Genomic DNA, 25,322 nt, shown 5'->3' with positions numbered 1-25,322 from the left:
AAAGGGGCGGGCATGGCATTGCTCCGCCTCGAACGCGCCGAGGCGGAGCAGGTGCCATGAGCGGAAGGAGGGTTACTCCTTGGTGATTTCGTAGTAGACCGGTACGCCCTTCCAGCTGAACTTAGCGTCGCTTACGGCCTCGGAGAAGCCGCCGGTGGCGTTCGGGTACCACAGTGGGATGGCCGGCAGGTCCTCGAACAGGATTGCCTGGGCCTCCTTGTACTTGGCATTAGCCTCTTCTTGGGAGCTGGACTTTGCTGCCTCTACCAGGAGCTTGTCGAACTCTTCGTTGGAGTAGTCGCCGTCGTTAGAAGAGCCACCGGTCTGGTACAGCGGTGCCAAGAAGTTACCCGTGGATGGGTAGTCTGCCTGCCAGCCGGTGCGGAAGCCGGTCTTGATGGTGCGGTTGGTGACTTCATCACGCAGGGACTTGAAGTCCGGGTAAGGCGCGCCAACTGCCTCGATGCCCAAGGTGTTCTTGATGGAGTTGGAGACTGCGTCAACCCAGCTCTTGTGGCCGCCGTCAGAGTTGTAGGCGATCTCGAAGGAAGGCGAGGACCACTTGTTCATCTTGTCGGCCTTGGCCCACAGCTCCTTGGCCTTTTCTGGGTCATACTTCAAGACCTCATTGCCCTCGATGTCCTCGGAGTAGCCCGGCAGAACAGGGGAGGTGAAGTCCTTGGCTGGGGTGCGGGTGCCCTTGAAGATGGTCTCGGTGATCTCGTCACGGTTGATTGCGTAAGAGATTGCCTGGCGGCGTAACTTGCCCTCTTCGCCGGAGAAATGCTCAAGGTTCTCGCCGATGGTGAAGGACTGGAAGCCTGCGTAAGGCTGGTTGGATGCGCGCTCACCCAGGTCGGACTCGTAGACGTCGAAGGCGGCATCTGGGACGGCGTCGAGAAGATCCAGGTTGCCGGAGAGCAGATCGGCGTAGGCGGCGTCGTTAGAAGTGTAGAAGACGAACTTAACGCCGTCGTTAGCAGCCTTCTGGCCACCCTTGTACTCCTCGTTCGGAACGACGGTAGCGTCCTGGTTGTGGTTCCACTCGGCGAGCTTGTACGGGCCATTGCCGATTGGGTTCTGGCCAAAGGCCTCCAGGTCATCGAAGGCGGACTCGTGGAGCGGGTAGAACGCGGAGTAACCCAGCTGTGCTGGGAAGTCTTGTTCAGGGTTGTTGAGCTCGACGGTGAAGGTGTAATCGTCTTCTACCTTCAGGCCCTCGAGCTCCTTTACGCCCTCCTTGAAGCCCTTGATGTTGCTGAAGAAGGAAGCGTTGAGCTGATCGTTTGCCACTGCGTAGTTCCACGCGTCAACGAAGTTCTTTGCGGTAACCGGGGAACCATCGGAGAAGTTGGTCTTCTTGAGCTTGATGGTGAAATTGGTGTTGTCCTTGTTCGGCTCGATGGATTCTGCGATCTCGTTCTGCGCCTTGCCATCCGCGTCGTAGTACACGAGGCCCGAGTAGATGCTGTCAACGATGCGGCCGCCGCCGGTTTCGTTGGTGCTTGCCGGGATCAGCGGGTTCTGGGGTTCGCTGCCCCATGCGGTGATGTAGTTGCCGCCGGAGCCGTTCGCGGAGCCGTTATCGCTACCGCATGCCGCGAGGGCCAGGGTTAGGGAGGCTGCAGAAACTACAGCGAACGTCTTTTGATCGTCATAACGGGGAGAGACCTCCGAATTAGGTCGAGCCTTGAGTGAACATTGATGAACCTTGAAAGGTTGGAACTGAAGTTACACTGTGGCTGCGCGCACATTCAAGGATTTGAAAATTATAAGCGTGTGATGAAAACTATAAGTCGGCAGATAGTATTATCTGTACAGGACTTTTGTGCGAATACATAAAGAAAACGCCACCCCTTTGTGGGGTGGCGCTCTGAAAGTATTAATTGTTACTTATTTCGCAATTTGTTCCCTTAAGGGTGCAAGCCATTGCTGAAGGGTCTCGACGAAAACGCCCGGGGCCTCGATGTGTGGCAGATTCTTAGTCTGCGGAATGGTCTTTTCTTCGAAGGTACCAAGGCAGCGGTTTTTCGCGCGGCGAATAAGCGGGCGCCATAGTTGCTGAGCGGGATGAAAATAAAGAATGGGTGCTTCCACCGAGGAGTCGATCCAACTTAATGGCGGAACAGCAGTGCGCATGCGGTGGTTCCACAAGATGCCGCGGCGTACATTGCCGATTTGTGAGGCGGTAATGCGCAGCTGCGCAATCTGGTTGCGTGCGTCGTGCGAAAAGCTCGAGTCGGTGTTGAGGGCCAGCTCTTTTTCATAGCTTGAGGCATAAAGGAGAGGGTTGCGGCGGCTGAGTGGTCCGCCCAAGCGGCAAAGGGCGGCGCGCAAAAGGAGCCAGCCGAAGTCCCAGGGACGTGCCGCCATCGCGCGGCGCAGATCGACCGGGTGGGAAGAAGAGATGGAAACTAAGCCAAGCGTGCGTTCTGGGCGCTCGCTAGCTACCGCCCAGGCAATTGCGCCACCGGCATCTGCGCCAACCAAGAAGGCTGCATCGTGGCCCAAGGCTTGGATTACGCCGGTGACGTCGCCAACCACTGCGCGTATATCTTGGCCTGCTTCGACTGGCGGTTTATCGGAAAGGCCAAAGCCGCGCATGTCGAGGGAAGCAACGTGAAAGCCTTGTGCGGCCAAAGGGGCGATGGCGTCTTTGAAATCGAACCAGCCGCCGAAAGAGCCGTGTAGGAAAAGTACGAGCGGATCGCTTGGAGAACCTGCGGTTGCAACGTGGAGGCGAATGCCGCGGGTATGGATGTACTCGTGTTTGAATGGTCCGTCTAGCTCAACCACCGAGGGCGACAAGGGTGCTGGAGTCTGGGCCTTGAGATGTGGTTCCTTTCACCAGATGAGGCAGCTTGCAGCAAGAAGGGGTGGGAGAGACGGGGGCGGCGAAAAGCAAACTCGCCTATTAAATGCTAAACCCGCCCGAGCAAAAGCAAGCTCGGGCGGACTAAGCGAAGAAAAATCTCAAGGTAGAAGCTTTAGGTGTACAAACCGCGCTCGACGGACTTGGAAGCCTTGCCTGGAACCAGCTTCTTTAGTTCCTTGGTGGACTCGATGGTCTTCTCGGGTGCCTTGACCTTCTTGATGTTCTTAAAGCCGATGAAGCCAACGACGGCTGCGATCACCAGCATGATGAGGAAGACGATCAGGAATGCGGCCCAACGGTCGAGCCACTTGTCAAGCAGCTCGGCGAGGAAGAGGAAAAAGAAGAAAGAGCTATAAAGCGCAACGGTTCCGGCAACGCCGAACATGCCAGCACCGATGCCGCCCTTCTTAGCGGACTGAGCCAGCTCGGTCTTGGCGAGCTCGACCTCGGAGCGGACGAGCTGAGACATCTGCTCGGTAGCGTTGGAGACCAGTTGGCCAACGGAGGCCTCGCCGCGCTTCGAGCTATCGGCGTCGCTAAGCGGGATAGCGTTGACCTTTGGGGCGAACTGGTTCGCACCGTCAGTGAATAGTCCGTCGTTGCTCACGGTTAAATACTCCTAGCGTTTGTCTAAATCTGTATTGGCCATAGTAATGAAGCCTGACAGCTGCGTGTGTGAGGAATCGCAGTGGCCGCACAGGTCTATCCTAGAGGATATGGCAGAAAAAGACCCGTTGGCCCCGCTCTTTGCGTTACCCGGTGTGGGAAATTCAGCCGCGCGTGCGGTCGAGAAAATTTCTCGCGCGCACCGCCGTCCTGCTGGATTACGGAAATTTGATGTCATTTCTGCGGAATCGGCGATGCGGGGTGCACGTGCTGCGGTCTTTGTAGATGGGCTCAAAATTTCGCCCAATGTTGCGCCCGATCTATCCCCCGATCTAACTGCTGAAGACGCAATGGAAGGGCCGCTGGCCAATTCCATTAGCGCCTATAGTCTCTTGGCCCCGGAGGTTCAGGCAACCACGGTGCGTACCTTTGCCCGTGCCCCGTTGCAGGTGCTTGCGCGTCTCGACGTCGCGGCCGGCGGCACGGGAATGCCAAACAGCGCACAAGCAGCACGCGTACAAGCCCTTTCTCGTCTTGTAAGTGGAGGAAGCGGCGTTGCCTTCGACCGCCTGCTGCCCGTCGTGGTGCACGCGGAAATTGCGGCTTATGAGGTATTTGGCCCACGCAGTAACTTGATTGGAATGGTTGCCGCACGCCTGGCAGCCATCCATAGCGGATTCGATCCGCGTGGCTTCGCCGTACCGGAGACCTATTACAACCGCCATAGCGCGCAGTATTGGCAGGTCATAGGAGAATATTCGGAAAATCCCGGGCCCGCATTGGAGTTTTTGCTTGCTGCCTGGGCTGCCGGCGGCGTGGAGGCGGATGGAATCGCGCGCTCGGCCTAGAAGCTGGCACTAGGCGCTGGACTTTGGGGCACGCAGAAAATCCGGGTGCTGGTTGAGCCAGAGCCCTGCGGCCACAACCGCTGCGATGCCAGCGACGACGGCAGATCCAATGCCTACTTCTTTTGCGCCCGGCATCGTAAATAGCGGAACCGGATCCTTGAAGGTGCGGATATCCCAGCCATGTTCCAGGGCATGCTTTTTCATGTGGCGATCGGGATTGACCGCCACTGGGTGGCCAACCAGAGCTAGCATCGGGATATCGGTGGCGGAATCAGAATAGGCAAAAGAGACATCCAGGTCGATATCTAATTCCGCAGCGAAGTCCGCAATGGCCTGAGCTTTTGCTGCGCCCTTGCAGTAGTACAGAATCTTTCCGGTGAACTTGCCGTCCACCTCTTCTAGCTCGGTAGCGACTACGCGCTCGATGCCTAGCTCTTCAGCGATGGGGCGCACGAGCGTGGCAGCCGAAGCCGAGATGATGATTACCTCGTGGCCGGCTGCTTGATGGAAATCGATGAGTTCCCGGGCCTCTGCGTAGATGGCGGGCGTGACCACGTTGTGCATGGTCTCTTTGGCGATGCTGTGTACCTCCGCGACGGACCAACCGGCGATCATCGCGGCTAGTTGATCGCGAGTGGCGTCCATCTGCTGGCTGGAGTGCCCCGCGAACATGTAGCTTGCTTTTGCAATCGACATCTGCAGCGCCTCCGCTGGGGTAATGAGCCCGTTGTGCATGAACTCTTTGCCAAAGGCGAAAGCGGAAGATGTGGCGATGATGGTCTTGTCTAGATCGAAGAACGCAGCCACGCGTGCGTAATCGGCGGCCTGGTCTACGGGAGCCTCGCCGCTGCGGTGGTGGCTGGATGCATCATTCATGTTGTGGCCAATGTTAAAGGTGTTGCGTGGCTGCGGCAAGAGGATCGGTGCAATCCAACAAATGCAGGAAACAAGCTGGATTGCTGCTGTTGTCAACCTGTCTCTTACATGTCATAATGAGCCTTGCAAGGCCCCGATATACAGTGCGGCCTGCCCCGGCTCACCCCCCCGATGCCGGGTTACCGATGACCCGCGCACACCCCCCCGAGGCGCGGGTCATCATCTATTTACAGGCGGGATGCCCTAGAAACCACGCGTTCAGGAAAGTACCAACCGCACTATTTCCACAGTTTTTAGCTGATACGTCACCTTGAGTCGCGGTAGGTGCTTTAAAACCGGCGAGTTATCCACAGCCGCAAAATTGCCTCTAGTGCTGGGGATATCGCTTCACCAATGCTGGAGGCATGAGTTCATACGACGCCAGCATCGCTATCGCAGTGGGAGATTCCGCGCTGCGGGTGGAAGTAATCGCCGCGGCAGCGGCGACGAGCGCGCAGGTTACTGCGGTTGAGGACCCGCGTGACTTCGCGCGGTACCTGCCGAAAGCCACGGTCATCGTTGCGGATAAGCTCACCGCGGAATTAGTCGCCAGCCACAGTAGGGCACCAGTGCTTTTCGTAGCAGCAGATCCAGGACCCATTGATTATGAGGCCGCCATGAAGTGCCGCAGCGCCGAGGCCTTTATCATTCCGGCGGAATCGAAACAGCTTTTGAGCGCTTTGGCGGATCGAGTCCGGCCGCAGCAGACAAGCGGCAATAACTTCGCGTTGGCCATAGTTGGCGCGGCAGGGGGAGTAGGAACTTCGACTTTTGCTTATGCCGTGGCGAGCGTGGCAGGGGCCGGACTGCTTATCGACGCCACCTCTTACTCCGGTGGGCTTGACCTACTGGCAGGAATCGAGGAGGAGCCGGGAGCGCGTTGGCCGGACCTTGCGGCAGGTAGCGGAAGCGTAAACGCAGTGGATCTACATCGCGCGTTGCCGCGAGTAGGCGAACTGGGAATCTTGGCTGCTGCGCGGAGTGGCCATGCAGGCCAGCCGAGTATTAAGCCGGCGCGCCGGGAGGCTATTTTTCAGGCTGCCGCGATGCACCCAGCCGGGGCAGTTTTCGATTGCTCGCCCCTTGAAATCCCACAGGCCTGCGAGCATGTCGTAATCCTAACGGCTGCAGAGGTGCGCCCGACTGCCGCATGCGCCAAGCTCGTGGCGGAGCTGGAGGCCAAACAACAAAAATGCAGTGTAGTGGTGCGCTACAGGCAGTGGTCAGGCCTTTCGAAGGAAGACATCGCCAAAATTGTTCATCGCGATCCGATTGCCGAAATTCCCACGCTCCGGGGTCTTACCAAAGCTGCCGATACGGGTGGCCTACGGCGGCTGCCACGCGGGCTGCGGGTGGCTGCCGAAAACGTTGTCGGCGAGGTCCTGGCATGAGCGGCGGTGCAGGGATGAGCGAGATAAATCTCTTGGATAGGTTGCGCACGATTGTGGCCGCGTCGCCTGAGTTGGTGGCTGACACTACGGCGCTCGCGCGCCGGATTCGTCAGGAGGCAGGCGTTATCAGCGATGCAGACGTGCTGGATCTGCTGCGTCGCCTGCGGCATGATTCCCTGGGCCTGGGAGTCCTCGAGCCGATCCTGGCGCAGCCCGGGCTTAGCGACGTCGTGGTTAACGGCCCGCGCAGTTGCTTTATCGACCGAGGCAATGGGCTAGAACCCACGCCAGTTTCTTTTGTCGATGATGCCGAAGTCCGCCAGCTGGCCACGCGCCTGGCCGCAGTAGCAGGCGTGCGCCTCGATGATGCGCAGCCTTTTGCCGATGGTCGGCTTGCCCGTGGGGATGGCACTGCGTTGCGCCTGCATGCTTTGTTGGCACCGCCTTCGGCTGGCGGGACGTGCATCAGCTTGCGCGTGCTACGCCAGGCGCAGACGAGCCTGGAGCAGCTTGTTGCCAGCGGGAGTATCGCGAAAGAGGTGGAGCCGCTGCTGCGGGCCATCGTGGAAAAACATGCTTCCTTTCTCGTCATTGGCGGCACCGGTGCGGGAAAGACCACTTTATTGTCGGCGCTGCTGGGCACGGTGCCTAAGAATGAGCGCATCCTTGTCATCGAAGACACCGCGGAGTTGGCGCCGCTGCATCCGCATGTGGTGACTTTAGTATCCCGGCGCGCTAATGCAGAAGGCCGCGGTGAAATAACGATGGCTAAGTTGCTGCAGCAGTCTTTGCGTATGCGCCCCGACCGCATCGTGGTCGGTGAGATTCGTGGTGCGGAGGTCGTGGACCTGCTCGCCGCATTAAACACTGGTCACGATGGCGGAGCAGGAACGTTGCATGCCAACTCCGTGTGGGAGGTGCCAGCTCGCATGGAGGCACTCGCCGCACTGGGTGGGTTGGACAGGGCGGCGTTGCACTCCCAACTGGCCGCCGCAGTGCATGTGGTCCTGGCGATGGAAAGAGGGCCTGAGGGAAGGCGCCTGGCACACATTGGGGTGCTGGAAGGCAATCCGGTACGGCCGCAGCTTATCTGGAGCGCCGACACCGGGCCGGGGGAAGGCTTTAGTGAGTTTGTTGAGCGCTTAGGGGTGGCGCAATGACTTTTATACTTCTGGCTTTAGCTGCGCTTTTAGCGCAACCATCCGCCGCGCGGCGCTTGCATCAAACGGAAGGGCGCAAGCGTGTCCCGACGCTTTTGATTGGGCCAATCGTCTTTTGTGGTGGGCTGTGCTTTTACGTCTTTGGCCGCTTAAGCGTCGCCCTCGCAGTGCTCTGCGTCGTTGCCTGCGCGGTGTGGTACCTGCGGGATATCAACTCCGCGCGGAGGTCCCGGCGCGCCCGCGAAGAACTCGCCACGTTCCTGGGCACGGTCTCTGCGGATCTGCGGGCCGGTGCTACGACGGCCGGTGCCCTAAAGCGTGGCGTGGAAGCGCTACCTGCGGATTGCCCCGCCGCCGTGCTCGTGCCGCTGCGCACTGCGGCAGGCATGGCCGCCCACGGTGGGGCCATCCACGGTCCGCTCGTTGCGGCCACGGAACCGGCGGTGGTGCGGCTAGGCCACGTCATTCGGCTCTCTTCTTTGCACGGCGTGGCGCTGGCGGGGCTGGTGGAGCAAGCCCAATCCCAGTTGGATGCGGCCCGTCGGCATGCGCAATCCACGGAGTCTTCTCTGCAAGGTCCGCAGGCCACCGCGCTTATCCTGGCATGTCTGCCGTTGGCCGGCATCGCCATGGGAGGCGCGATGGGCGCGGATTCGCTGGGGCTGCTTTTAGGAGGCGGACTTGGTGGCCTTCTTCTCGTCATAGGGGTTGGCCTGGCCTGCGGCGGGTTTGCGTGGTCGCGCTACATCTTAAGGAGCGCGACGGCATGCTGACTTATCTTTGCCTGGCTCTTGCACTGTGCATTCCCACGAGCGCGCCGCTGCGTCGGCTCGTGCGGCCCAAGACTCCGCGGGATGGCCCCGGAAAGCAGCCGGCACCGCTCGATGTGGCCGCCGACCTAGAGCTCTTCGCCGCCTGCGTGGAGGCAGGGCTGTCGGTACGTGAGGCCTTGGCAGGCGTGGCGTCGACAAGCGCGTGCGCTGCCTGGAAGGAAGCGGCGACGCTGCTGGGCGTGGGCGCTCCGCTGGCCGCTGCCGTGGACGTGCTGCGTGCACAGCCGCAACTCGAAGATCTCGCCGGATTACTGGAGCTTTCCGGGGAATCGGGTGCGGCGATTGCCGCGGGCTGTCATCGCCTAGTCGAAACCTTGCGGGCGGAAGCCACAGCTCATGCAACCGCTCGGGCAGAGCGCGCCGGGGTATTCATCGCGCTGCCGCTGGCAGTGTGCTTCCTCCCAGCCTTCATAGTCCTGGGATTGGTGCCGGTGATTTTAAGCCTCGGCTCCCAACTGTTGTAACCGTAAACCACACATTTTTCACCTCAATTCACCCACAAGGAAAGGAAGAGAACATGCACAAGATTGCTGCTCAGATTAATACCGCTTTCAAGAATGACGACGGTATGTCCACCATCGAATACGCCATGGGTTCGCTGGCCGCTGCGGCCCTTGCGGCTGTGCTCTATGCCGTCATCAACGGCGGCCAGGTGCCAGACGCCATCGAATCCATCATCACTGACGCTTTGTCTAACACTCCGGGTTAAACAATGCGGCGCTGTTATCTTCATATCGTTCGGCGCCTTAGCGGCGACACTGGTTCGGTCACCATTGAGGCAGCCCTCGGGTTGAGCTCTTTGGTCATCGTTGCAGCCGGTGCCGTTGCGGGTGTCGCGACGATGGCGGCCCACCTGGCGGCTGTCGACGCCGCCGGTGCCGCTGCGCGTGCATATGCGATAGGCGAGGACTACTCCCAGGAGAAAGTAAGCGTCGACATCGCTGAAAGGGGTGGCCTCGTCACCGCACAAGCCACCGTGCGCTCGCCGTTGGGGGAGATGAAAGCGCAGGCAGTGTTTCCGGCCGAGATAGCGGGTTCGGCGGGAGGCGGGCAGTGATGTGCCGCAAAGACGCTGAGGCTGGCTATGCCACCGTGGTTAATGCGGGGATCATCGTTGCCATCGTCTCCCTCCTCTTGGTGGTTGTCACCGTGGCCAGCCGCGTGGCAGCGCGCCATGAGGCGCAGGTTGCCGCCGACATGTCGGCGGTGGCGGCCGCGTGGGAACACGCAAAAGGCCAAGACGGGTGTGCCGCGGCGCGGGAGACCGCGCAGCACAACAACTCCAGTGTTAGGCAGTGCCGCGTGATCGAGCGCGATGTCATCGTCACTGTCGCCGTGAGGCGCGTGGAGGCGGTGGCTCGGGCTGGTCCGGTCTAGGTCTCGGTGGGCATGGGCCCTGACTGCGTCATCGTCACCAGTGCACCAAGCAACTTAATGGCACCGGCCTTATCCAGCGGGTTGTTGCCGTTGCCGCACTTTGGTGACTGCACGCACGAGGGGCAGCCTGCCTCACACGGGCAAGAAACCACAGTTTCATATGTGGTGGCTATCCACTCCGGGAAGCGGCGGAAGCCTTCATCGGCAAAGCCGGCGCCGCCCGGGTGACCATCGTAAACAAAGACCGTAGGCAGACCAGTATCCGCATGCTGCGCCGTGGACACGCCGCCGATATCCCACCTATCGCAGGTAGCAATCAGCGGTAGCAGGCCAATCGCGGCGTGCTCCGCCGCGTGCAGAGTGCCCGGAGTATCGGCGGCGCTCACACCCATTGCTGCAAGCGCCAGCGGATCAATGGTGTAGGCCACCGCACGGGTGTGCAGGCGCTGCTGCGGCATGTCCAGTGGAATGTCATCGCCAACCGTGCCGTCGGGCAGGCGCACCTGGTAGCCGGTTACTTGGTCGACTACTTCCACTTCTACGTTGGCCACCCACAGACCCGGCGCATAGTTGATGAGCTCATCGGCCTCGCGCACGATGCGGATATCCGTAGTCGAGCGCGGGGTCGTTGTATATTCCGGCGTCTCCGGCATTGCCAGCGCCAGGTAGTCCGCGAAGTGCAGCTGCTCAATCACGAAGCTTTCGCCCTGATGCAGATACACCGCGCCGGGGTGGACCTGGCTGGCGGCGCGTCCAGCGTCGATGGTGCCAAGCAGGAGGCCGTCGGAAGAATCCACGATCATCACTTCCTCGCCTGCGCCGCCGCGCAACGATACCGCCGAGTGTGCGGTCTCTGGGGTGAGCTCTTCGCCCGCCGGGATGGGCGCTGCAAACCAGCCACGGTCGCGGCGTCGCAACAGCCCGCGCTCCGCCAAGGAATGGACAACCTCCTGCGCACCCAGCTGGGCGATCTCCGCATCTTGCAGTGGCTTTTCCACCGCCGCGCAATAGACATGGCCGAACAAGATATAGGGATTTGCCGGGTTAAACACGCTGGCCTCCACCGGCCTTCCCAGCAGGGCCTCCGGATGATTCACCAAGTAGGTATCCATCGGCTCGTCGCGCGCGACCAAGACCACCACGGAGCCTTGCCCGCGTCTTCCCGCGCGGCCTGCCTGCTGCCAGAAGCTAGCCACCGTTCCTGGAAAGCCCGCAATGACCACGGCATCAAGGCCGCCGACGTCAATGCCTAGCTCCAGCGCGGAGGTGGTGGCGACGCCGAGCAGCGTGCCGTCGTCAAGCGCGTGCTCTAACTTGCGCCGGTCCTCAGCTAAGTAACCCGCCCGATAAGCCGCGATGCGACGGGCGAAATCGGGCCGTCCGAGGGAACCAGATAGCTCCTCCGCGGTGCGCAAGGCCACCGTCTCCGCGGCGCGCCGGGAACGCACAAAGGTAAGAGTGCGGGCGCCTTCTGCCACCAAAGTCGCCATCATCCCGGCAGACTCGGTGGTTGCGGCATAGCGCACGGGAGCGCCATTTTCGCCCTCCGCACCATCGATGAACCCGGGCTCACAAAGAGCCACCGTCCGCGCACCCGTGGGAGCGCCGTCTTCTGTGACCGCAACCGTGTCACGCCCGGTAAGGCGCTGCGCATGCAGTGCGGGGTCCTTCATCGTGGCCGAGGCAGAAATCACCACCGGATGCGCGCCATAGTGTTCGCATAAGCGCAGCAAGCGGCGCAAAACCAACGCCACATTCGCGCCAAATACTCCCCGATAGGAGTGGCACTCATCTACGACGATGAAGCGCAAGTGCCGCAGGAAACGCGCCCAGCGCTGATGCGAGGCCAGCATCGACATGTGGATCATGTCTGGATTCGAAAAGATAAAGCGCGCATCGTCCCGGATGCCGGGTCTGGATTCGGTGGGCGAATCGCCATCGTAAGGCGCCGCGACCACACCGCGCAACTGCTCAACTTCGCGGCATATCTGCAAAACCGCGTGCAGCTGATCCGAGCCCAACGCCTTAGTGGGGGTGATATACAAAGCGCACGCGGTGGGCTCTTCCGCCAGCCTAGTCAGGACGGGAAGGAGATAACCCAAAGATTTGCCGGAGGAAGTGCCGGTGGCAACCACGACGTCGTTGCCCCGCCATGCTTCTTCGGCCACTTTAACCTGGTGCGAATAAAGCTTTGCCACGTCATGGCCCTGCAAATAGGTTTTAAGTCCCGGCAAAACCCACTCTGGCCACGGCCCGAACTGGGCAGGTTTTGCCTCTAAAGTGGTGACGGAAGTAAACGTTGTTTCATCGAAGCGGCGTTGCAGCAGCTCGACTAATTCTTGGCCGAGGGGGTTGGGCACGCTACCCCCTTTCTAAAAAGATTTACGTGGCGAGCTATCGCCAGCTAACCAAACGTGCCACACTGGGTGCTAGGCCGATAAATTCTTGGCTCAGTGTTTTTCTTTTGGTTAGTGCTGGCGAAGATTTGTTTTCCACAATCCATTTTGTCCACTACTAGTAGACCCTTACATAGAAGGTTAAACACCATGGCACAAGGCACCGTCAAGTTCTTCAACGCAGAAAAGGGCTACGGCTTTATCGAGATGGAAGATGGCTCCGGCGACATCTTCGTTCACTACTCCGAGATTCAGGGCAGCGGCTTCCGCACCCTGGAGGAAAACCAGAAGGTTTCCTTCGAGGTCGCCGAAGGTCAAAAGGGGCTGCAGGCCCAGAACGTCAACGCCCTTTAAAACGCGGCGTTTAAAAGCTCACACACGGCCCCTTTAAGCCTTTAAAGGCTTAAGGGGTTTCTGCATATCCGCGGCGGGTATCCCACCACTCGAGCACCGCATTCTGGGCCTTTTGTAGGCCAAAGCCGATGATGACGGCGGCGATGATGCTGACAATCATCGCCACGGCGGGAGAATCCGAGAAGGCCTTGCCGCCCACGAAGCCAATGGCCAACGCCTGCGCGGCCCAGATGCTGACGCCGATGATGTCGAAGAAGAAAAACAGCGGCCAGGGATAGCGCATCGAGCCCAACAGGATGGTCATGAAAAGGCGGGCCGAAGGGATAAAGCGGGCGATGATAATCGCCGCGCCACCGCCGCGGCGCATGTTGCGCTTGACCCAAGCCAGGCCCTCGTAGGCCTTGGTGCCCTTCTGGACGCGATTGACCAGCGTCATCAGGCGGGTGCCGAGCAGGAAGCACAGGTTATCGCCCACGATGGCGGCCAGAATTGCCACGAAGAACATCATGGGGATGTGCGGGTAGCCCTGCGAGGCCGACCATGCTCCAACCATGTTGAGCGGGATCTCTGAAGGCAGCACCGGGAAGAAACAATCGAGGAAAATCAATGTTCCTACCAGCGGGTATACCCATTGGGTTAGCATGACTACTTCGATCCATGCGGTGACGGATGCAACCATCATTCCTCCCCATCGGGTACGCGATTCGTGTTACTGTGCCTGTTACTGTGCCCAGTTACTGTGACAAAGCGTCCAGTATAACCGTGCATGTCGAAAGGCAGCAGGTAGGGCAGCGCAGCTGCCCTAATAAGTACAGAGTAAAAGAACTTCTGTACGCTATTGCTCAATTGCCTTTTGATCGTGCTCGTTTAACGTAGCGTCAACAAAGGGTGTTGTATAAGCGTTGTAAAAGCAACGTGTGAGCGACAACTGATCGCATCATCGAAAGGGATGAAGTCGAGTGTCAGAAGTAGCCGGGAAAACCCTGGTCATCGTCGAGTCGGCGACGAAGGCTAAGAAGATCCAGCCCTACCTAGGCGACAATTACATTGTTGAGGCCTCCGTGGGACACATCCGTGATCTCCCACGCGGCGCCGCCGACGTCCCGGCGAAGTACAAGAAAGAATCCTGGGCGCGCCTCGGCGTCAACCCCGAGGATGACTTCACCCCGCTCTATGTCATCAGCCAGGACAAAAAGAAGAAGGTCGCTGACCTTAAAGCCAAGCTGAAGCAGTGCGATCAGCTCTACCTCGCAACAGACCCCGACCGCGAGGGTGAGGCGATTGCGTGGCACCTGCTTGAGGTGCTTAAGCCAAAAGTGCCGGTACGCCGCATGGTCTTCAACGAGATCACCAAGTCCGCCATCTTGGAGGCGGCAGAAAACACCCGTGAGCTCGACGAGAACCTGATCGACGCGCAGGAAACCCGCCGCATCCTGGACCGCCTTTACGGCTACGAGGTCTCGCCGGTGCTGTGGAAGAAGGTCATGCCGCGCCTTTCTGCCGGCCGCGTGCAGTCCGTTGCCACCCGCGTCATCGTTGAGCGTGAGCGTGAGCGCATGGCGTTCATCTCCGCCGAGTACTGGGATCTTACCGCTCGCCTGCACAGCGAGAAGGCTGAGGCGAAGGAAGCTTTCGATGCTCGCCTGACCGCCATCGACGGTAAGCGCGTTGCCCTAGGCCGTGACTTCGATGATTCGGGCAAGCTCAAGAGTGACGAGGTGGTCGTCGTCAAGCAGGCGCACGCACAGGCGCTTGCCGACGCCCTGAAAGGCGCCGCTTTCTCCGTCACAAGCGTCGAGCACAAGCCATATACCCGCAAGCCTTATGCACCGTTTATGACCTCGACCCTGCAGCAGGAGGCGGGCCGCCGCCTGCACTACACCTCCGAGCGCACTATGCGCATTGCGCAGCGTCTTTACGAAAACGGTCACATCACCTACATGCGTACCGACTCGACCTCGCTGTCTAAGCAGGGCCTGAACGCGGCGCGTGGCGCGGCTAGCTCCATCTTTGGCGCGGAGTATGTCGCTGATTCCCCGCGTATCTATGACCGCAAGGTGAAAAACTCCCAGGAGGCCCACGAGGCGATCCGCCCGGCGGGGGAAAAGTTTGCCACCCCGGGCGAGCTGTCGAGCCGCCTCGATGCCGAAGAGTTCAAGCTCTACGAGCTGATTTGGAAGCGCACCGTGGCCTCCCAGATGGCAGATGCCAAGGGAACCTCCATGAAGGTCACGGTGGCTGCGAATGCGAAGACCACCGAGGGCGCGCAGGACGTTGAGTTCTCCGCCACCGGCCGCACCATTACCTTCCCGGGTTTCCTGAAGGCCTACGAGGACGTGGCTAACAAGAATTCCGACGGTGAGTCCCGCCTGCCGCACCTCGACGAGGGCGACGCGCTGGCCTCCCAGGAAGTTTCCGCTGACGGTCACTCCACCAACCCGCCGGCGCGCTATACCGAGGCCAGCCTGGTTAAGAAAATGGAAGATTTGGGCATTGGCCGTCCTTCCACCTATGCCTCCATCATCAAGACCATCCAGGACCGTGGCTACGTGCTCTCGCGCGGCAACGCCCTGGTGCCGTCTTGGGTTGCCTTCGCGGTCATCGGCCTGATGGAAGACAACTTCACCGAGCTGGTGGACTATGACTTTACTTCCTCGATGGAAGACGAGCTCGACGCGATTGCCACTGGTAACGAGAACGGTACCGAATGGCTCAAGGGCTTCTACTTTGGCAATGCTGAGGCCAAGGAGCAGAAGGCGGATTCCATCGCGCGCCACGGCGGCTTGAAGTCCCTTATCGATATCAACCTTGAGGCCATCGACGCTCGCAAGGTCAACTCCTTGCTGCTCTACACCGACTCGGAAGGCCGCGACGTCTTCGTGCGCGTCGGCCGCTATGGCCCGTACATCGAGCGCGTGGTGGGCACGGCCGAGGACGGCACACCGGAGTATCAGCGCGCCAACCTTTCTGAGACCACCACCCCGGATGAGCTGGGTGAAGAGCTCGCTGAGAAGCTCTTTGCCCCCCCGCAGGGCGGCCGCGAGCTGGGTGAGAACCCCGCCAATGGCCGCATGATCGTGGCCAAGGAAGGCCGCTTCGGCCCGTATGTCACCGAGCAGGTGCGCGAGGATGAGCGCGAGAAGGCTGAGGCCGAGGCCCTCGAGGTGGTCAAGCAGGAGCGCGAGGCTGAGGATAAGCAGCGCGCCGAGGAAGGCAAGCGCGCCAAGAACTGGGAGACCAAGACTGCGGAAAAGCAGAAGGAAAAGCGCATCGCCGAGTACATCGACGAAAAGCTCAAGCCTGGCACCGCTTCGCTGTTTAGCTCCATGGAGCCTTCTTCGGTCACCCTGGAGCAGGCCCTGCAGCTGCTTTCCCTGCCGCGTGAGGTGGGCGTGGATCCTTCCGATAACGAGGTCATCACCGCACAGAATGGCCGCTATGGCCCGTACCTGAAGAAGGGCAGCGATTCCCGCTCGCTGGCTAACGAAGAGCAGATCTTCTCCATCACCTTGGACGAGGCGCGCCGCATCTACGCGGAGCCGAACCGCCGTGGCCGCGCCGCCGCGCAGCCGCCGCTGAAGCAGCTGGGTGACAATGACGTCTCCGGCAAGCCGATGTCCGTCAAGGATGGCCGCTTTGGCCCGTACGTCACCGATGGCACCACGAATGCTTCGCTGCGCCGCGGCGACGATCCCGCAACGCTTACCGACGCCCGTGCCAACGAGCTGTTGTCCGAGCGCCGTGCCAAGGAAGCCGCGGATGGTGGTAAGAAGAAGACCACCAAGAAGTCTGGTAAGAAGTCGACCAAAAAATCGACCAAGAAGTCCACAAAGAAGGCAACCAAGAAATCGGCGAAGAAGCCTTCGCCAGGCACTAAGAACGTGGTCAAGGCAGGCAGCCGCAAGTAGCGATGGACTTCCTGCAACGCACTGAACAGGGCGCCGCCGCGCTGTGGCGGGCGGTATATCCCGCAATCACCGATCCCGCCGGCCACCCCGCGCGCCTAGGGTTTCTAGCCGCCGGGGAGGCCAGCGCTTGGGCGCGCATCTTCGGGTTTGAGCCCCAGCTTCTCGACGCCGCGGTAATAGCTACTCTATGCACCCAAACGGCGAACCCGGTGCTGCGCGGTGGCCTTGCTGCCGGTTCGGTGGGCCAGTACTGCAAGCGCGGCGAACCGAATGCTCTAGGCATTGCCGCCATTGCCTTGCATCACGGGGCTTATCTGTATCTTTTGCGTGCGCAGCGCAACGATAAGCTGGGCTGGGGCCTGCGCATCGGCGCTTGGGCTGGCGGCCTTGCCATTTCTAAGGGTCGCTACCGAGCGGCCACCGCAGTGGCTGGTGCGGCTGTCGCCGCCACTTCGGCGCTCGCAGGGGATCCAGCCTTGCGCGCAGACGCCACGAAGGGCGCGAGCCACGGCGCCAACCTCATCCTCTTTTCAGAGGGGCTTACCCTCGCACGCACCCTGCCCGTCAACCCGCTGCGCGATAGCCGCCTGCTGGGCGCCGCCGAGGCCGCTAGCCGCGTGCTTGGACATTTCCTTCTGGTCGATGCACTGGAGCGCCACTGACGGGTGATTCAATGCCGCTAGGCAGTTGCCTTTTTAGTTCTGGCCGCATCGTCTTGCCATAAGAAATTCGGCGATGCAGCCACTCGAACGGGCCCGGCTTGCCAAAGTATTCGAGAAGGCAGGCCAGCAGCAGAGTGAGCAGCCAGTTGCCCACCGCCAACAAGGCCAAGCCGGAGGCATAGAACTGGGAGCCGATGTTCAAGGTGAACGGGAAAATCACCGCGAAGAAGATGATCGACTGCATGATGTAGCCGCTCATCGAGCGCTTACCCAGCGCACTAAATGGCCACAGCCACCAGGGCAGTGTCTGCACCTTCTCTAGCACCAGCGCGAGCATCGCCAGGATGCCCGGGCCGGTAATCACGCCGACGAAGGTGTTGAGCTGAAAGAAGGCCCCCTCGACTTCCGCGGGGAGCACGCCGATAGTAGCAAGGCCCCACGGCAGGCCCACGCCGAAGATGATCACTGCTGCAATGCCCGCCCAGATGCGCAGCTCGGTGCGGTGAGACGCGACGTCGGCAAGCGTGCCCTGGCGCGCCCACGTAAAGCCCACCAACATGATGGGTCCGTACATGAGCATGAACGGCCCAGCGCTAACAGCCTGCCCCAACAGTATCAATAATCCATCCAGCACCAACTTTCCATAGGATTGGGGAAGCTCGGAAAAGTTGACGTAATTCATGCCTAATTCCGGAACCAAAAGCGTCAACACAAACGCACCGATTCCAAGGACCGTAAGGATGGTCAGCAGGGTATAAGCGATCTTCTTGAGAGTTTTATCGTGCAGGGAAATAAACATGCTGATGACCAAAGCACAGCAGCCGTAGAAAAACATGATGTCGCCATAGAAGATAAACACCAGGTGGATAATGCCGAAAAGGGCCAGGAAGCCGTAGCGCTTGATGATGACCATGCGCGCCTGGCCGAGCGGGAAGCCGCGGCGCCAAAGGCTCAGGGTGATAAGCCCGATACCGAAGCCCAGGAGCGTGGAGAACATCGGCAAGCCGCGGTTATGCGCGAACATCGCGGTAAAGAGCACAGTTGCTTTATCCCACACATTGCCGGAATCGATGCCGCCGAAGTACTGGCCGTCTGGATGGGAGGTGGTAATCCACCCAGTGCAGACGTTGGCTAGGGCGATGCCGAGAAGAGCCATACCACGAGCTACGTCGGGCACGATCATGCGAGGTCGAGACTGAGACACTGCGGAAGTCATGGGGCGCATGTTACAGATTTTATGAAATAAATTCTCGGTTACTGCGCCGCTATTGCTCCGCTATTGTTCCGCGCGTTCAGCAAGCGTGGAGCGGATAGGGCGTGCCAGGCGTGTCATGCGGCGTCGTCCGCGCAGCTCAATGGACTTCATCATGGTCCAGCGGGCTTGCTCTGCCTCGTTGGCACCGCGCAGCGTGGCGGAGTTGGTCAGGACCTGGCCCGGAGTGTCCTTGGCCAGCTCGGTCAGGCGCGCCGCCTCGTTGACGGCGTCACCAATGACGGTGTATTCAAAGCGATCCGCGCCGCCGATGTGGCCGGCCACTACGTGACCCGCCGCGACGCCGATGCCTGCCTGCAGCTCCAAGCCACGTAGCTCCTGACGCAGCTCGCGCGCCGCCTGCAGCGCCATGGAGTTAGCGTCGTAGACGTTAAGCGGAGCGCCGAATACGGCCAGCGCGGCATCGCCCTGGAACTTGTTGATGATGCCCTTGTTGCGGTGCACCACTTCGACTACGTGCTCGAAGAACTTGTTGAGCTCTTCGACGACCTCCTCTGGGGTGTGGTTGACCGCGAAGGTGGTGGAGCCGATGACGTCGATGAAAAGAACGGCTACCTTGCGGTCCTCGCCGCCCAACTCGGGGCGTTCCTCCAGTGCGCGCTGGGCGACCTCGATGCCGACGTAGCGGCCGAAGATATCGCGCACGCGTTGACGCTCGCGCAGGCCGCGCATCATTTCATTAAAGCCTGCCTGCAACACGCCCAACTCGGAACCGTCATAAATATCGACCTGCACATCATTTTCGCCGCGGCGCACGCGGTTGATTGCATCCTGTAGCTCGACGATGGGGTCAACCACGCTCATCATCGCGAAGACGGTACCGGTAAAACCCGTTCCCAGGGCGGTCAGCGCTAGGGCGATGACCGCGGGCATGATGTCGTTGGCGTTATCCGTGAACATGCCGGTGCGCTGGCCCACGAGCACCAGTGCGATTCCGACGAGCGGAATGCCGGAGGTCATCACCCAGGTATAGATGAGGCGGTACTTAATCGGCGGCTCCAGAGTGGAGTCCTCGAAGCGGCGGGCCACTGCCTGCGCCGCCACGGGGCGCACGAGGCGTTCTGCCTGCAAGTAGGTAAGCAACACCACCAACAGGCCGGCCAAGGTCGTGGAAACTCCCACGACTAGGCCCAGACTGCCGGAGGATTGGGTGGCGATGATGATGGCCAAGACGATGCCAATGATCCACACCAGGCCTGCCACTGCGGCTTGGTAGCTGGGGATGCGCAGCACCAGGTTGCGCACCATGTTTGGATCGTGAGCTTCGGGATTGCGCTGCCAGTCCAGTACCGGCCGGAAGAGTAACAGGGTTACCGAAATGCCGATGAGCACGGCAAAGGAAACATATAGGACGCCGATTAACGCCAAGTGCGGGACGTCGGAAGTAAAGTCCTTAATCTCCGGCATCGGCAGGAAGAAGACCACGAAGGTCATGATCGCCACGGCGCCTAAGATGTTGGATCCCAGAACGAGCGTGGCGTACATCGGCCATTGGGTGCCCATGAGCCAGCGGGCGCCACGCAGTAGTCTGTTCATGATTTATTACTTTAGTTATCCCAGTAGGCTAGGGCGAGTGAATACCGGAAGCGTTGCGCAACGATTGGCAGATACCCCAGCAGTGGCCCAGACCATCTTGGCCGCAGCCCGCGCCGCCCGAGGCGAGGGGGATCTGCGGGCGATGAGTCATTCTTGGCTGCTTACGGGTCCTCCTGGGGCGGGCCGCTCTTTGGCGGCGCTGTGCTTTGCGGCGGCGTTGATGTGCACGAGCAAGGATGAAAACGGGGACCCCGGTTGCGGACAGTGCGCGGCCTGCCGGGCGGTATTGGAACAACAAAAACACACCGACCTAGTTTTCGTCGACCCTAAGGAACAATTCATCACCGTCGGCGAGGCCCGCGACGTCATCGGCCGTGCGGCGAGCCTGCCCAGCGTGGCGCCGTGGCGCGTGGTTATCTTCAACAAAGCCGACCGCCTGCGCAACGAGGCCGCCAACGCTTTGCTGAAAACAGTGGAGGAGCCGCCGGAGCGCACCGTCATCGTCATGGTGGCTCCCTCCGCGGACCCACAAGATTTCTCCCAGACCCTGCGCTCGCGGTGCCGCCACCTATATATTCCTTCGCCCAGCGTGGAAGGCGTGGTCAAACAGCTCGTCGCCGAGGGCGCCAGCGAACACGATGCTCGCTTGGCCGCCGTCACGAGCCTGCAGCACGTGGGCCGTGCCCGCCACCTGGTACAGGATGCGGGCGTGCAAAAGCGTCGCGCCATGGCCATCAACCTGGCCGAAGACGTCTTCCACGGCTCCCAGGCCTTCCAATCCGTTACCGCTCTGCTGAAGTTCATTGAGAAGGACGCCAAGGATTCTCACGCTGAATCCGAAGAAGCGGAGCGCTCCAAAATTGAGCAGTCCTTCGGCATCGGCGCCAAGGGTAAGGGAGCAAGCAAGGCGCAGCGCGACGCCCGCAGTGCCCTGAAAGAACTGGAGGAGCTCCATAAGAAGCGCGCTAAACGCCGCATCGCCGACGGCCTCGATATTGTCCTTGTGGATCTTGCCGGTATCTACCGCGATGCGCTCATGCTCAAAGTTGGCGCTGAGGTGGACATGACCCACCCGGACTTCGCCGGCCTGGCGGGCGAACTTGCCCAACGCGTGAGCGAGGATGGGCTGCTTGCCGCTCAGTCCGCCATCCGTACCTGCCGCGAGCAGCTGCCGCAGAACGTCACCCCGCAGGTGGCTTTCGACGGCATGATTGGCCGCCTGCGCCTGGCCTGTGGCGCGCGCTAACCAGCACGTGTGCTGCGTGCACACTACAGGTGATAGCCCGATTTCTTTATCAGCCCAGGCCTAGGCTAAACTCTCAGGCGGTGCATATACACACTGCATCGTGCCGCCTTAGCTCAGTCGGTAGAGCATCTCACTCGTAATGAGAAGGTCGCGGGTTCGATTCTCGCAGGCGGCTCCACTTAGACGTCGGATTTGATAAGTACCCTTTTGCGTTAGCGAGTATCGCTTAGGGGGGTGTGAAAAATCGCTTGCGTTAGCGGGTTTGGGTTTTGCGTTAGCGGGTATCTTGTTTGCCCTAGTAAAATGCGTATTCAGGGTTTAACGCGCTAACGAAGCGTTAAACCTAAGGCCGTTTCACGAGGAGGTGTGTGGTGAGATCGTATGCGTCCGGCGATGAACTAGCCGCAGAGATTACTAAGCGTGGCGAACTTTTTATCGGCGAGTTCGTAGGCGTTCCTGGCGATGGTTGGGACCGGCTGGTTGACGGTGTTGACCGCACGCCCCGGCAGATGATCGCCTACCAGCTTGGCTGGATGGAATTACTGCTCGGCTGGGAACGTGACGAACAAGCCGGTCTTGACGTGGTGACTCCGGCACCTGGTTTTAAGTGGAATCAACTGGGCGGATTGTATGAATCGTTCTACCAACGCTGGGAGCAGGTATCTACTGAGGATTTGATCGACAGGTTCAAGATCCTGCTTGGTGAGATAGTCAAAATGGTGGGCGGTCTAACCGAATCAGAATTGTTTAGTTCGGGTCAGCGTGCGTGGGCTTCTTCCACCCCGTCGGCGTGGCCGGTGTGGAAATGGGTGCATATCAACACCGTCGCGCCATTTACGACGTTTCGCACCAAAATCAGGAAGTGGAAGAAACTGGCAGCCTGCTAGCAATAGGCACGGTGATTTCAGTGCCGATTCTGAAGACGAACTGGATCTCGTTGGCTCCGATAACGGCATGGTCGATAAGCGCTGTCCACTGGGATGGTTGAAAATGCTGGATGGGCTTGTCGGCCAACTGGGTGTAGGCGGTTTTGATCGCAGTGGCCTTGGCACTCTTGGCAGCAATCTCGGCCTCGATGGCTTGTTTGCGGCCCAGGGTTTTCTGGTATCGCGCTTCTAGCTGGGTGTAGCGGGCGAGGTATTGGTCCTGGTCTTGCGCTACCCGCTGATTTTCTGCAACCAATGATTCAATCTCGCTGGCAAGAGCGCGGATTTTCTCGTCTAGGCGCTTGGACTCCGCTTCGAGCTGGTCTGTATTAAACATGGCGTCGATGACCTGTGGTAGGTGGCTTTGTCCGCGATATTGTTCAGCCAGCTGGTTTAGCGCGGCGAGGAACGCGGTCTGGATTTGCTCATCACGCAAGGTAGCGGTCTGGCAGGGACGGGGATGGTCGTATTTTTGGTTGCACCGCCAGATCGTGTGCTTGTATTTAGTGTTGGATGCCCAGGTTTTGCGTCCGTACCAGGATCCGCAATCTGCGCATTTGAGTCGGCTGGCAAATAGGCCGATTTTGGAGCTGTTGGTTGCGTGGCGGGTGGCCAACTCGTATTGAACCTGATCCCAGACGGGCGCATCAATAATCGGCTCGTGGTTTCCGGTGACGTAGTATTGCGGGACTTCGCCCTCGTTTACTTCGATTCGTTTGGTTAGGAAGTCAGCGGTGAACGTTTTCTGGAGCAGGGCGTCGCCTTTATATTTCTCATTGGTCAAGATGGAGCGCACGGTTGAGGTGGACCAGTTGGTTTTACCTCGCGGAGTCAAAATACCGCGACGCTGTAGCTCGGCACGGATTTCGGTGATCGATGAGCCGTCTAGAAACAGCTGGTAGATCAAGCGCACGGTCGGGGCTTGAGTCTCATCAATAGCGAGGTTACCGTCAGCGCCTTTCTTATATCCCAGTAGCGAGGAGTAGGGCACCATGACTTTCCCATCAGCGAAGCGTCTGCGATGTCCCCAGGTGACGTTCTCAGATATGGAGCGAGATTCTTCCTGGGCAAGACTACTCATGATGGTGATGAGTAGTTCGCCTTTAGAATCAAGGGTCCAGATGCTTTCTTTCTCGAAATACACCTCCACACCGGCTTCTTTTAGCTGTCGGACGGTGGTCAGGGAGTCGACGGTGTTACGAGCAAACCGCGAGACACTCTTGGTGAGGATCAGATCAATTTTCCCGGCTAACGCGTCGGCGATCATGGCTTGGAAGCCCTCACGGTGTTTGGTAGAAGTACCGCTAATGCCTTCGTCGGCATACATGCCAGCAAACACCCAATCAGCACGCGATTGGATGTGGACGGTGTAGTAATCGATTTGGGCTTGATAGCTGGTGGCTTGTTCTTCCATATCGGTGGACACCCTTGCGTAGGCTGCCACCCGGCGTTTGGAGCTAAAACCTGAAAGCGCGCTGTCGTGGATGCGTGTCTTGGTTGCTGGTATCGCGGTAACCGTAGCCACTGTTATTCTCCTTCCAGCTGGGCCAGCGCAATGACTGTCTGGCGCTGATCGTCATGGGTGAAGATCAACTTGTCTTTCATGACCGTGATGCAAGATAGGCGGGACATGATTTCTTCCTCATTCCACTTAGCCAGCGTGAGGATCTTGATTACTGTTTGTTTGAGTCGGGTTTCTTTGAGATCCGGCCCACAAGTATTGCCTTGCCCGAGGCATGCTCCCCAGCAACGCCAAATCTTGTAAGCACCAGCCTTTCGGTAGCGGGTTTTACGCTGATAATTCCTGCCACACGAGGCACACTTGATCCTGGAAGTAAAACAGCCCGTGGCAAGCGAAGGCGTGGCAGCAAGACCAAGCCTGCGGCGACGCGCTAACTCTGTTTGTACTTGTTGGAAGGTCTCTGTGTCGATGATGGCGGGATGGGAGTCTTCAACCCAGTAGCGCTCCAACTCGCCATTGTTTTTTACTTCTCGTTTGGCGCCGATAGCGGGGATGAAGGTTTTTTGAAGCATCTGGTTTCCGGTGTAGCGCTCGTTTTCAAGGATGCGGCGAGCAAGATTAGGCTCTAAGGGTTCACCGGTTAGAGAACGGAAACCTTCAGCGTTAAGTTGAGCCACAGTTTTCTCAGGCGATATCCCTGCCAGGAAGCTGGTGTAGATGCGTCTGATGGCTTCGGCTTCGCGCGCCTCGATGTGGAAGCGTTCTCCGTCCCAGCGGTAGCCGTAAAGCACAAACGAATTCGTTTTGCCTTGTTTGAAACCTTGCCTAATCGCCCACTTCACATTCGCTGACAAAGAAGCAGACTCTTCTTGGGCAAACGAGGCTAGCAACGTCAGCAGTAGCTCACCGTCAGCGGTGGCAGTGTCGATATGTTCACGCTCAAAACGGATAGAAACACCCAAGTTCTTGAGTTCGCGCACGATACGAAGCAGGTCGAGCGTGTTGCGGGCAAGCCTGGAGATCGACTCGCACAACACAATATCCACCCCGCCATTCCTGGCGAGCTCCATCAAGTCTGCTAGGCCTTGTCGGCCGCTGGTTTTGGTGCCAGTGATTCCCTCATCGGTGAAAACTCCCGCGTAGACCCAGCCGGGGGTGGATTGGATGAGTCGCGAATAATAAGAAACCTGGGCGGCGATAGAGGACAGCTGGCGCTCCCTTGCTGTGGATACCCGCGCGTATGCTGCGACATTCACCAGCTTCACTCTCACTGGCTTGGCTGGCGTCACCTGCTCGATCTTCGCCACTATTCCTCCTCACCTCTAAACTGATCGGTGCTTGTGTCTATACACGCTCTAAACATGGCGTTTATCCAGTCAAAACCAATAATTTTCGGCGCTGATAAACCGGCCGACACATCTCCGCCAGTTGGGCGTACAAGGCTTCGTGCTCGCTAGCACTGATCACCCTGTTCGTTGCAAGACAGGCAAGCATTGTGGCATCGCGAATAAAGCCAAGCTCTGAAGCGTCCTGGGTTTAGTTCCGCTTCTTTTA

23 protein-coding genes and 1 tRNA gene are annotated in these 25,322 nt (G+C 59.5%); 14 read left to right on the top strand and 10 right to left on the bottom strand.

Going from position 1 to position 25,322, the window contains the following annotated elements:
- Positions 1 to 72 precede the first annotated feature (72 nt).
- From HMPREF2935_RS00455 to HMPREF2935_RS00445, 3 genes are all read right to left on the bottom strand, one after another.
- Positions 73 to 1,611, bottom strand: a complete 1,539-nt coding sequence (locus HMPREF2935_RS00455; protein WP_070731538.1) for a peptide ABC transporter substrate-binding protein — start codon at positions 1,609 to 1,611, stop codon at positions 73 to 75.
- A 282-nt stretch (positions 1,612 to 1,893) separates the two neighbouring features.
- Positions 1,894 to 2,808 carry an alpha/beta fold hydrolase gene (locus HMPREF2935_RS00450; protein ID WP_070731537.1) on the bottom strand — a complete coding sequence of 305 codons (915 nt, stop codon included), beginning with the start codon at positions 2,806 to 2,808 and terminating at the stop codon, positions 1,894 to 1,896.
- A gap of 179 nt (positions 2,809 to 2,987) precedes the next feature.
- Positions 2,988 to 3,482, bottom strand: a complete 495-nt coding sequence (locus tag HMPREF2935_RS00445) for a phage holin family protein (RefSeq protein ID WP_061920205.1) — start codon at positions 3,480 to 3,482, stop codon at positions 2,988 to 2,990.
- Between the two features lie 109 nt (positions 3,483 to 3,591).
- Here HMPREF2935_RS00445 and HMPREF2935_RS00440 point away from each other — a divergent pair, with 109 nt between their 5' ends.
- Positions 3,592 to 4,329: an oxidoreductase gene (locus tag HMPREF2935_RS00440; RefSeq protein WP_070731536.1), complete on the top strand. Its 738-nt coding sequence runs from the start codon at positions 3,592 to 3,594 to the stop codon at positions 4,327 to 4,329.
- A gap of 9 nt (positions 4,330 to 4,338) precedes the next feature.
- Here the strand turns inward: HMPREF2935_RS00440 and HMPREF2935_RS00435 are convergent, their stop codons facing one another.
- Positions 4,339 to 5,205, bottom strand: coding sequence for an HAD family hydrolase (locus tag HMPREF2935_RS00435; RefSeq protein WP_082785880.1), 867 nt, complete (start codon positions 5,203 to 5,205; stop codon positions 4,339 to 4,341).
- A gap of 404 nt (positions 5,206 to 5,609) precedes the next feature.
- Between HMPREF2935_RS00435 and ssd the strand changes: the two genes are divergently transcribed.
- From ssd to HMPREF2935_RS00400, 7 genes are read left to right on the top strand one after another with little or no spacing between them, the layout of a single operon-like run.
- Positions 5,610 to 6,635, top strand: coding sequence for a septum site-determining protein Ssd (ssd, locus tag HMPREF2935_RS00430; protein ID WP_061920209.1), 1,026 nt, complete (start codon positions 5,610 to 5,612; stop codon positions 6,633 to 6,635).
- 14 nt (positions 6,636 to 6,649) lie between these two features.
- Positions 6,650 to 7,795: a TadA family conjugal transfer-associated ATPase gene (locus HMPREF2935_RS00425; RefSeq protein WP_061920211.1), complete on the top strand. Its 1,146-nt coding sequence runs from the start codon at positions 6,650 to 6,652 to the stop codon at positions 7,793 to 7,795.
- Positions 7,792 to 8,568, top strand: coding sequence for a type II secretion protein F (locus HMPREF2935_RS00420; protein WP_070731535.1), 777 nt, complete (start codon positions 7,792 to 7,794; stop codon positions 8,566 to 8,568). Before HMPREF2935_RS00425 ends, HMPREF2935_RS00420 begins: the two co-directional genes overlap by 4 nt.
- Entirely contained in the window at positions 8,562 to 9,092 is a 531-nt protein-coding gene (locus HMPREF2935_RS00415) for a type II secretion system F family protein (protein WP_062042560.1), read from the top strand. Before HMPREF2935_RS00420 ends, HMPREF2935_RS00415 begins: the two co-directional genes overlap by 7 nt.
- Before the next feature lie 53 nt (positions 9,093 to 9,145).
- Positions 9,146 to 9,337 carry a DUF4244 domain-containing protein gene (locus HMPREF2935_RS00410; RefSeq protein ID WP_061920217.1) on the top strand — a complete coding sequence of 64 codons (192 nt, stop codon included), beginning with the start codon at positions 9,146 to 9,148 and terminating at the stop codon, positions 9,335 to 9,337.
- A gap of 3 nt (positions 9,338 to 9,340) precedes the next feature.
- Positions 9,341 to 9,685: a hypothetical protein gene (locus tag HMPREF2935_RS00405; protein ID WP_061920220.1), complete on the top strand. Its 345-nt coding sequence runs from the start codon at positions 9,341 to 9,343 to the stop codon at positions 9,683 to 9,685.
- Positions 9,685 to 10,005, top strand: coding sequence for an Rv3654c family TadE-like protein (locus HMPREF2935_RS00400; RefSeq protein ID WP_062036140.1), 321 nt, complete (start codon positions 9,685 to 9,687; stop codon positions 10,003 to 10,005). Before HMPREF2935_RS00405 ends, HMPREF2935_RS00400 begins: the two co-directional genes overlap by 1 nt.
- On the opposite strand, the gene HMPREF2935_RS00395 is transcribed toward HMPREF2935_RS00400, so the two are convergent.
- Positions 10,002 to 12,365, bottom strand: a complete 2,364-nt coding sequence (locus tag HMPREF2935_RS00395) for a DEAD/DEAH box helicase (RefSeq protein ID WP_070731534.1) — start codon at positions 12,363 to 12,365, stop codon at positions 10,002 to 10,004. The two genes, HMPREF2935_RS00400 and HMPREF2935_RS00395, sit on opposite strands and share 4 nt — an antisense overlap.
- Before the next feature lie 186 nt (positions 12,366 to 12,551).
- Here HMPREF2935_RS00395 and HMPREF2935_RS00390 point away from each other — a divergent pair, with 186 nt between their 5' ends.
- Positions 12,552 to 12,755, top strand: coding sequence for a cold-shock protein (locus HMPREF2935_RS00390; RefSeq protein WP_062042554.1), 204 nt, complete (start codon positions 12,552 to 12,554; stop codon positions 12,753 to 12,755).
- A 49-nt stretch (positions 12,756 to 12,804) separates the two neighbouring features.
- Here HMPREF2935_RS00390 and HMPREF2935_RS00385 read toward each other — a convergent pair whose 3' ends face one another.
- The gene (locus tag HMPREF2935_RS00385; protein WP_062044397.1) at positions 12,805 to 13,434 is read right to left on the bottom strand and encodes a DedA family protein; all 630 of its coding nucleotides are present in this window, start codon (positions 13,432 to 13,434) and stop codon (positions 12,805 to 12,807) included.
- A 280-nt stretch (positions 13,435 to 13,714) separates the two neighbouring features.
- Between HMPREF2935_RS00385 and topA the strand changes: the two genes are divergently transcribed.
- Together topA and HMPREF2935_RS00375 are read left to right on the top strand one after the other, a co-directional pair.
- Positions 13,715 to 16,663, top strand: a complete 2,949-nt coding sequence (topA, locus tag HMPREF2935_RS00380) for a type I DNA topoisomerase (protein WP_070731533.1) — start codon at positions 13,715 to 13,717, stop codon at positions 16,661 to 16,663.
- A gap of 2 nt (positions 16,664 to 16,665) precedes the next feature.
- Positions 16,666 to 17,325: a hypothetical protein gene (locus HMPREF2935_RS00375; RefSeq protein ID WP_070731532.1), complete on the top strand. Its 660-nt coding sequence runs from the start codon at positions 16,666 to 16,668 to the stop codon at positions 17,323 to 17,325.
- Here HMPREF2935_RS00375 and HMPREF2935_RS00370 read toward each other — a convergent pair.
- The gene (locus HMPREF2935_RS00370) at positions 17,273 to 18,550 is read right to left on the bottom strand and encodes a DUF418 domain-containing protein (RefSeq protein ID WP_246817744.1); all 1,278 of its coding nucleotides are present in this window, start codon (positions 18,548 to 18,550) and stop codon (positions 17,273 to 17,275) included. The two genes, HMPREF2935_RS00375 and HMPREF2935_RS00370, sit on opposite strands and share 53 nt — an antisense overlap.
- Positions 18,551 to 18,601: 51 nt before the next feature.
- On the bottom strand, positions 18,602 to 20,134 hold the full coding sequence (locus tag HMPREF2935_RS00365) for an adenylate/guanylate cyclase domain-containing protein (protein ID WP_070518621.1): 1,533 nt from the start codon (positions 20,132 to 20,134) through the stop codon (positions 18,602 to 18,604).
- Here HMPREF2935_RS00365 and HMPREF2935_RS00360 point away from each other — a divergent pair.
- The 3 genes from HMPREF2935_RS00360 (at position 20,133) to HMPREF2935_RS00350 (ending at position 22,267) form a co-directional block, all read left to right on the top strand.
- Positions 20,133 to 21,380, top strand: coding sequence for a DNA polymerase III subunit delta' (locus tag HMPREF2935_RS00360; protein WP_083313145.1), 1,248 nt, complete (start codon positions 20,133 to 20,135; stop codon positions 21,378 to 21,380). The two genes, HMPREF2935_RS00365 and HMPREF2935_RS00360, sit on opposite strands and share 2 nt — an antisense overlap.
- Before the next feature lie 102 nt (positions 21,381 to 21,482).
- Positions 21,483 to 21,558: transfer RNA gene (locus HMPREF2935_RS00355), tRNA-Thr, on the top strand.
- 193 nt (positions 21,559 to 21,751) lie between these two features.
- The gene (locus HMPREF2935_RS00350; protein WP_034969882.1) at positions 21,752 to 22,267 is read left to right on the top strand and encodes a ClbS/DfsB family four-helix bundle protein; all 516 of its coding nucleotides are present in this window, start codon (positions 21,752 to 21,754) and stop codon (positions 22,265 to 22,267) included.
- Here HMPREF2935_RS00350 and HMPREF2935_RS00345 read toward each other — a convergent pair.
- Both HMPREF2935_RS00345 and HMPREF2935_RS00340 read right to left on the bottom strand, forming a co-directional pair.
- Positions 22,236 to 23,831, bottom strand: a complete 1,596-nt coding sequence (locus HMPREF2935_RS00345; protein ID WP_062036122.1) for a recombinase family protein — start codon at positions 23,829 to 23,831, stop codon at positions 22,236 to 22,238. The genes HMPREF2935_RS00350 and HMPREF2935_RS00345 overlap by 32 nt on opposite strands.
- 2 nt (positions 23,832 to 23,833) lie before the next feature.
- A complete protein-coding gene (locus HMPREF2935_RS00340; protein WP_070731530.1) occupies positions 23,834 to 25,075 on the bottom strand; it encodes a recombinase family protein in 1,242 nt (413 codons plus the stop codon).
- Between the last annotated feature and the right edge of the window lie 247 nt (positions 25,076 to 25,322).

Source organism: Corynebacterium sp. HMSC076D02 (assembly GCF_001813815.1).
GTDB lineage: Bacteria > Actinomycetota > Actinomycetes > Mycobacteriales > Mycobacteriaceae > Corynebacterium > Corynebacterium simulans.
Note: the sequence above shows the minus strand (reverse complement) of the source record. Positions and strands in the feature narration are given on the sequence as shown.

Coding starts and splice junctions, on each gene's coding strand:
- HMPREF2935_RS00400 (WP_062036140.1), top strand. CDS start 9,685: ATGTGCCGCAAAGACGCTGAGGCTGGCTATGCCACCGTGGTTAATGCG.
- HMPREF2935_RS00385 (WP_062044397.1), bottom strand. CDS start 13,434: ATGGTTGCATCCGTCACCGCATGGATCGAAGTAGTCATGCTAACCCAA.
- HMPREF2935_RS00410 (WP_061920217.1), top strand. CDS start 9,146: ATGCACAAGATTGCTGCTCAGATTAATACCGCTTTCAAGAATGACGAC.
- HMPREF2935_RS00390 (WP_062042554.1), top strand. CDS start 12,552: ATGGCACAAGGCACCGTCAAGTTCTTCAACGCAGAAAAGGGCTACGGC.
- HMPREF2935_RS00370 (WP_246817744.1), bottom strand. CDS start 18,550: ATGCGCCCCATGACTTCCGCAGTGTCTCAGTCTCGACCTCGCATGATC.
- ssd (WP_061920209.1), top strand. CDS start 5,610: ATGAGTTCATACGACGCCAGCATCGCTATCGCAGTGGGAGATTCCGCG.
- HMPREF2935_RS00415 (WP_062042560.1), top strand. CDS start 8,562: ATGCTGACTTATCTTTGCCTGGCTCTTGCACTGTGCATTCCCACGAGC.
- HMPREF2935_RS00405 (WP_061920220.1), top strand. CDS start 9,341: ATGCGGCGCTGTTATCTTCATATCGTTCGGCGCCTTAGCGGCGACACT.
- HMPREF2935_RS00360 (WP_083313145.1), top strand. CDS start 20,133: ATGATTTATTACTTTAGTTATCCCAGTAGGCTAGGGCGAGTGAATACC.
- HMPREF2935_RS00425 (WP_061920211.1), top strand. CDS start 6,650: ATGAGCGAGATAAATCTCTTGGATAGGTTGCGCACGATTGTGGCCGCG.
- HMPREF2935_RS00435 (WP_082785880.1), bottom strand. CDS start 5,205: ATGAATGATGCATCCAGCCACCACCGCAGCGGCGAGGCTCCCGTAGAC.
- HMPREF2935_RS00375 (WP_070731532.1), top strand. CDS start 16,666: ATGGACTTCCTGCAACGCACTGAACAGGGCGCCGCCGCGCTGTGGCGG.
- HMPREF2935_RS00440 (WP_070731536.1), top strand. CDS start 3,592: ATGGCAGAAAAAGACCCGTTGGCCCCGCTCTTTGCGTTACCCGGTGTG.
- HMPREF2935_RS00420 (WP_070731535.1), top strand. CDS start 7,792: ATGACTTTTATACTTCTGGCTTTAGCTGCGCTTTTAGCGCAACCATCC.
- HMPREF2935_RS00365 (WP_070518621.1), bottom strand. CDS start 20,134: ATGAACAGACTACTGCGTGGCGCCCGCTGGCTCATGGGCACCCAATGG.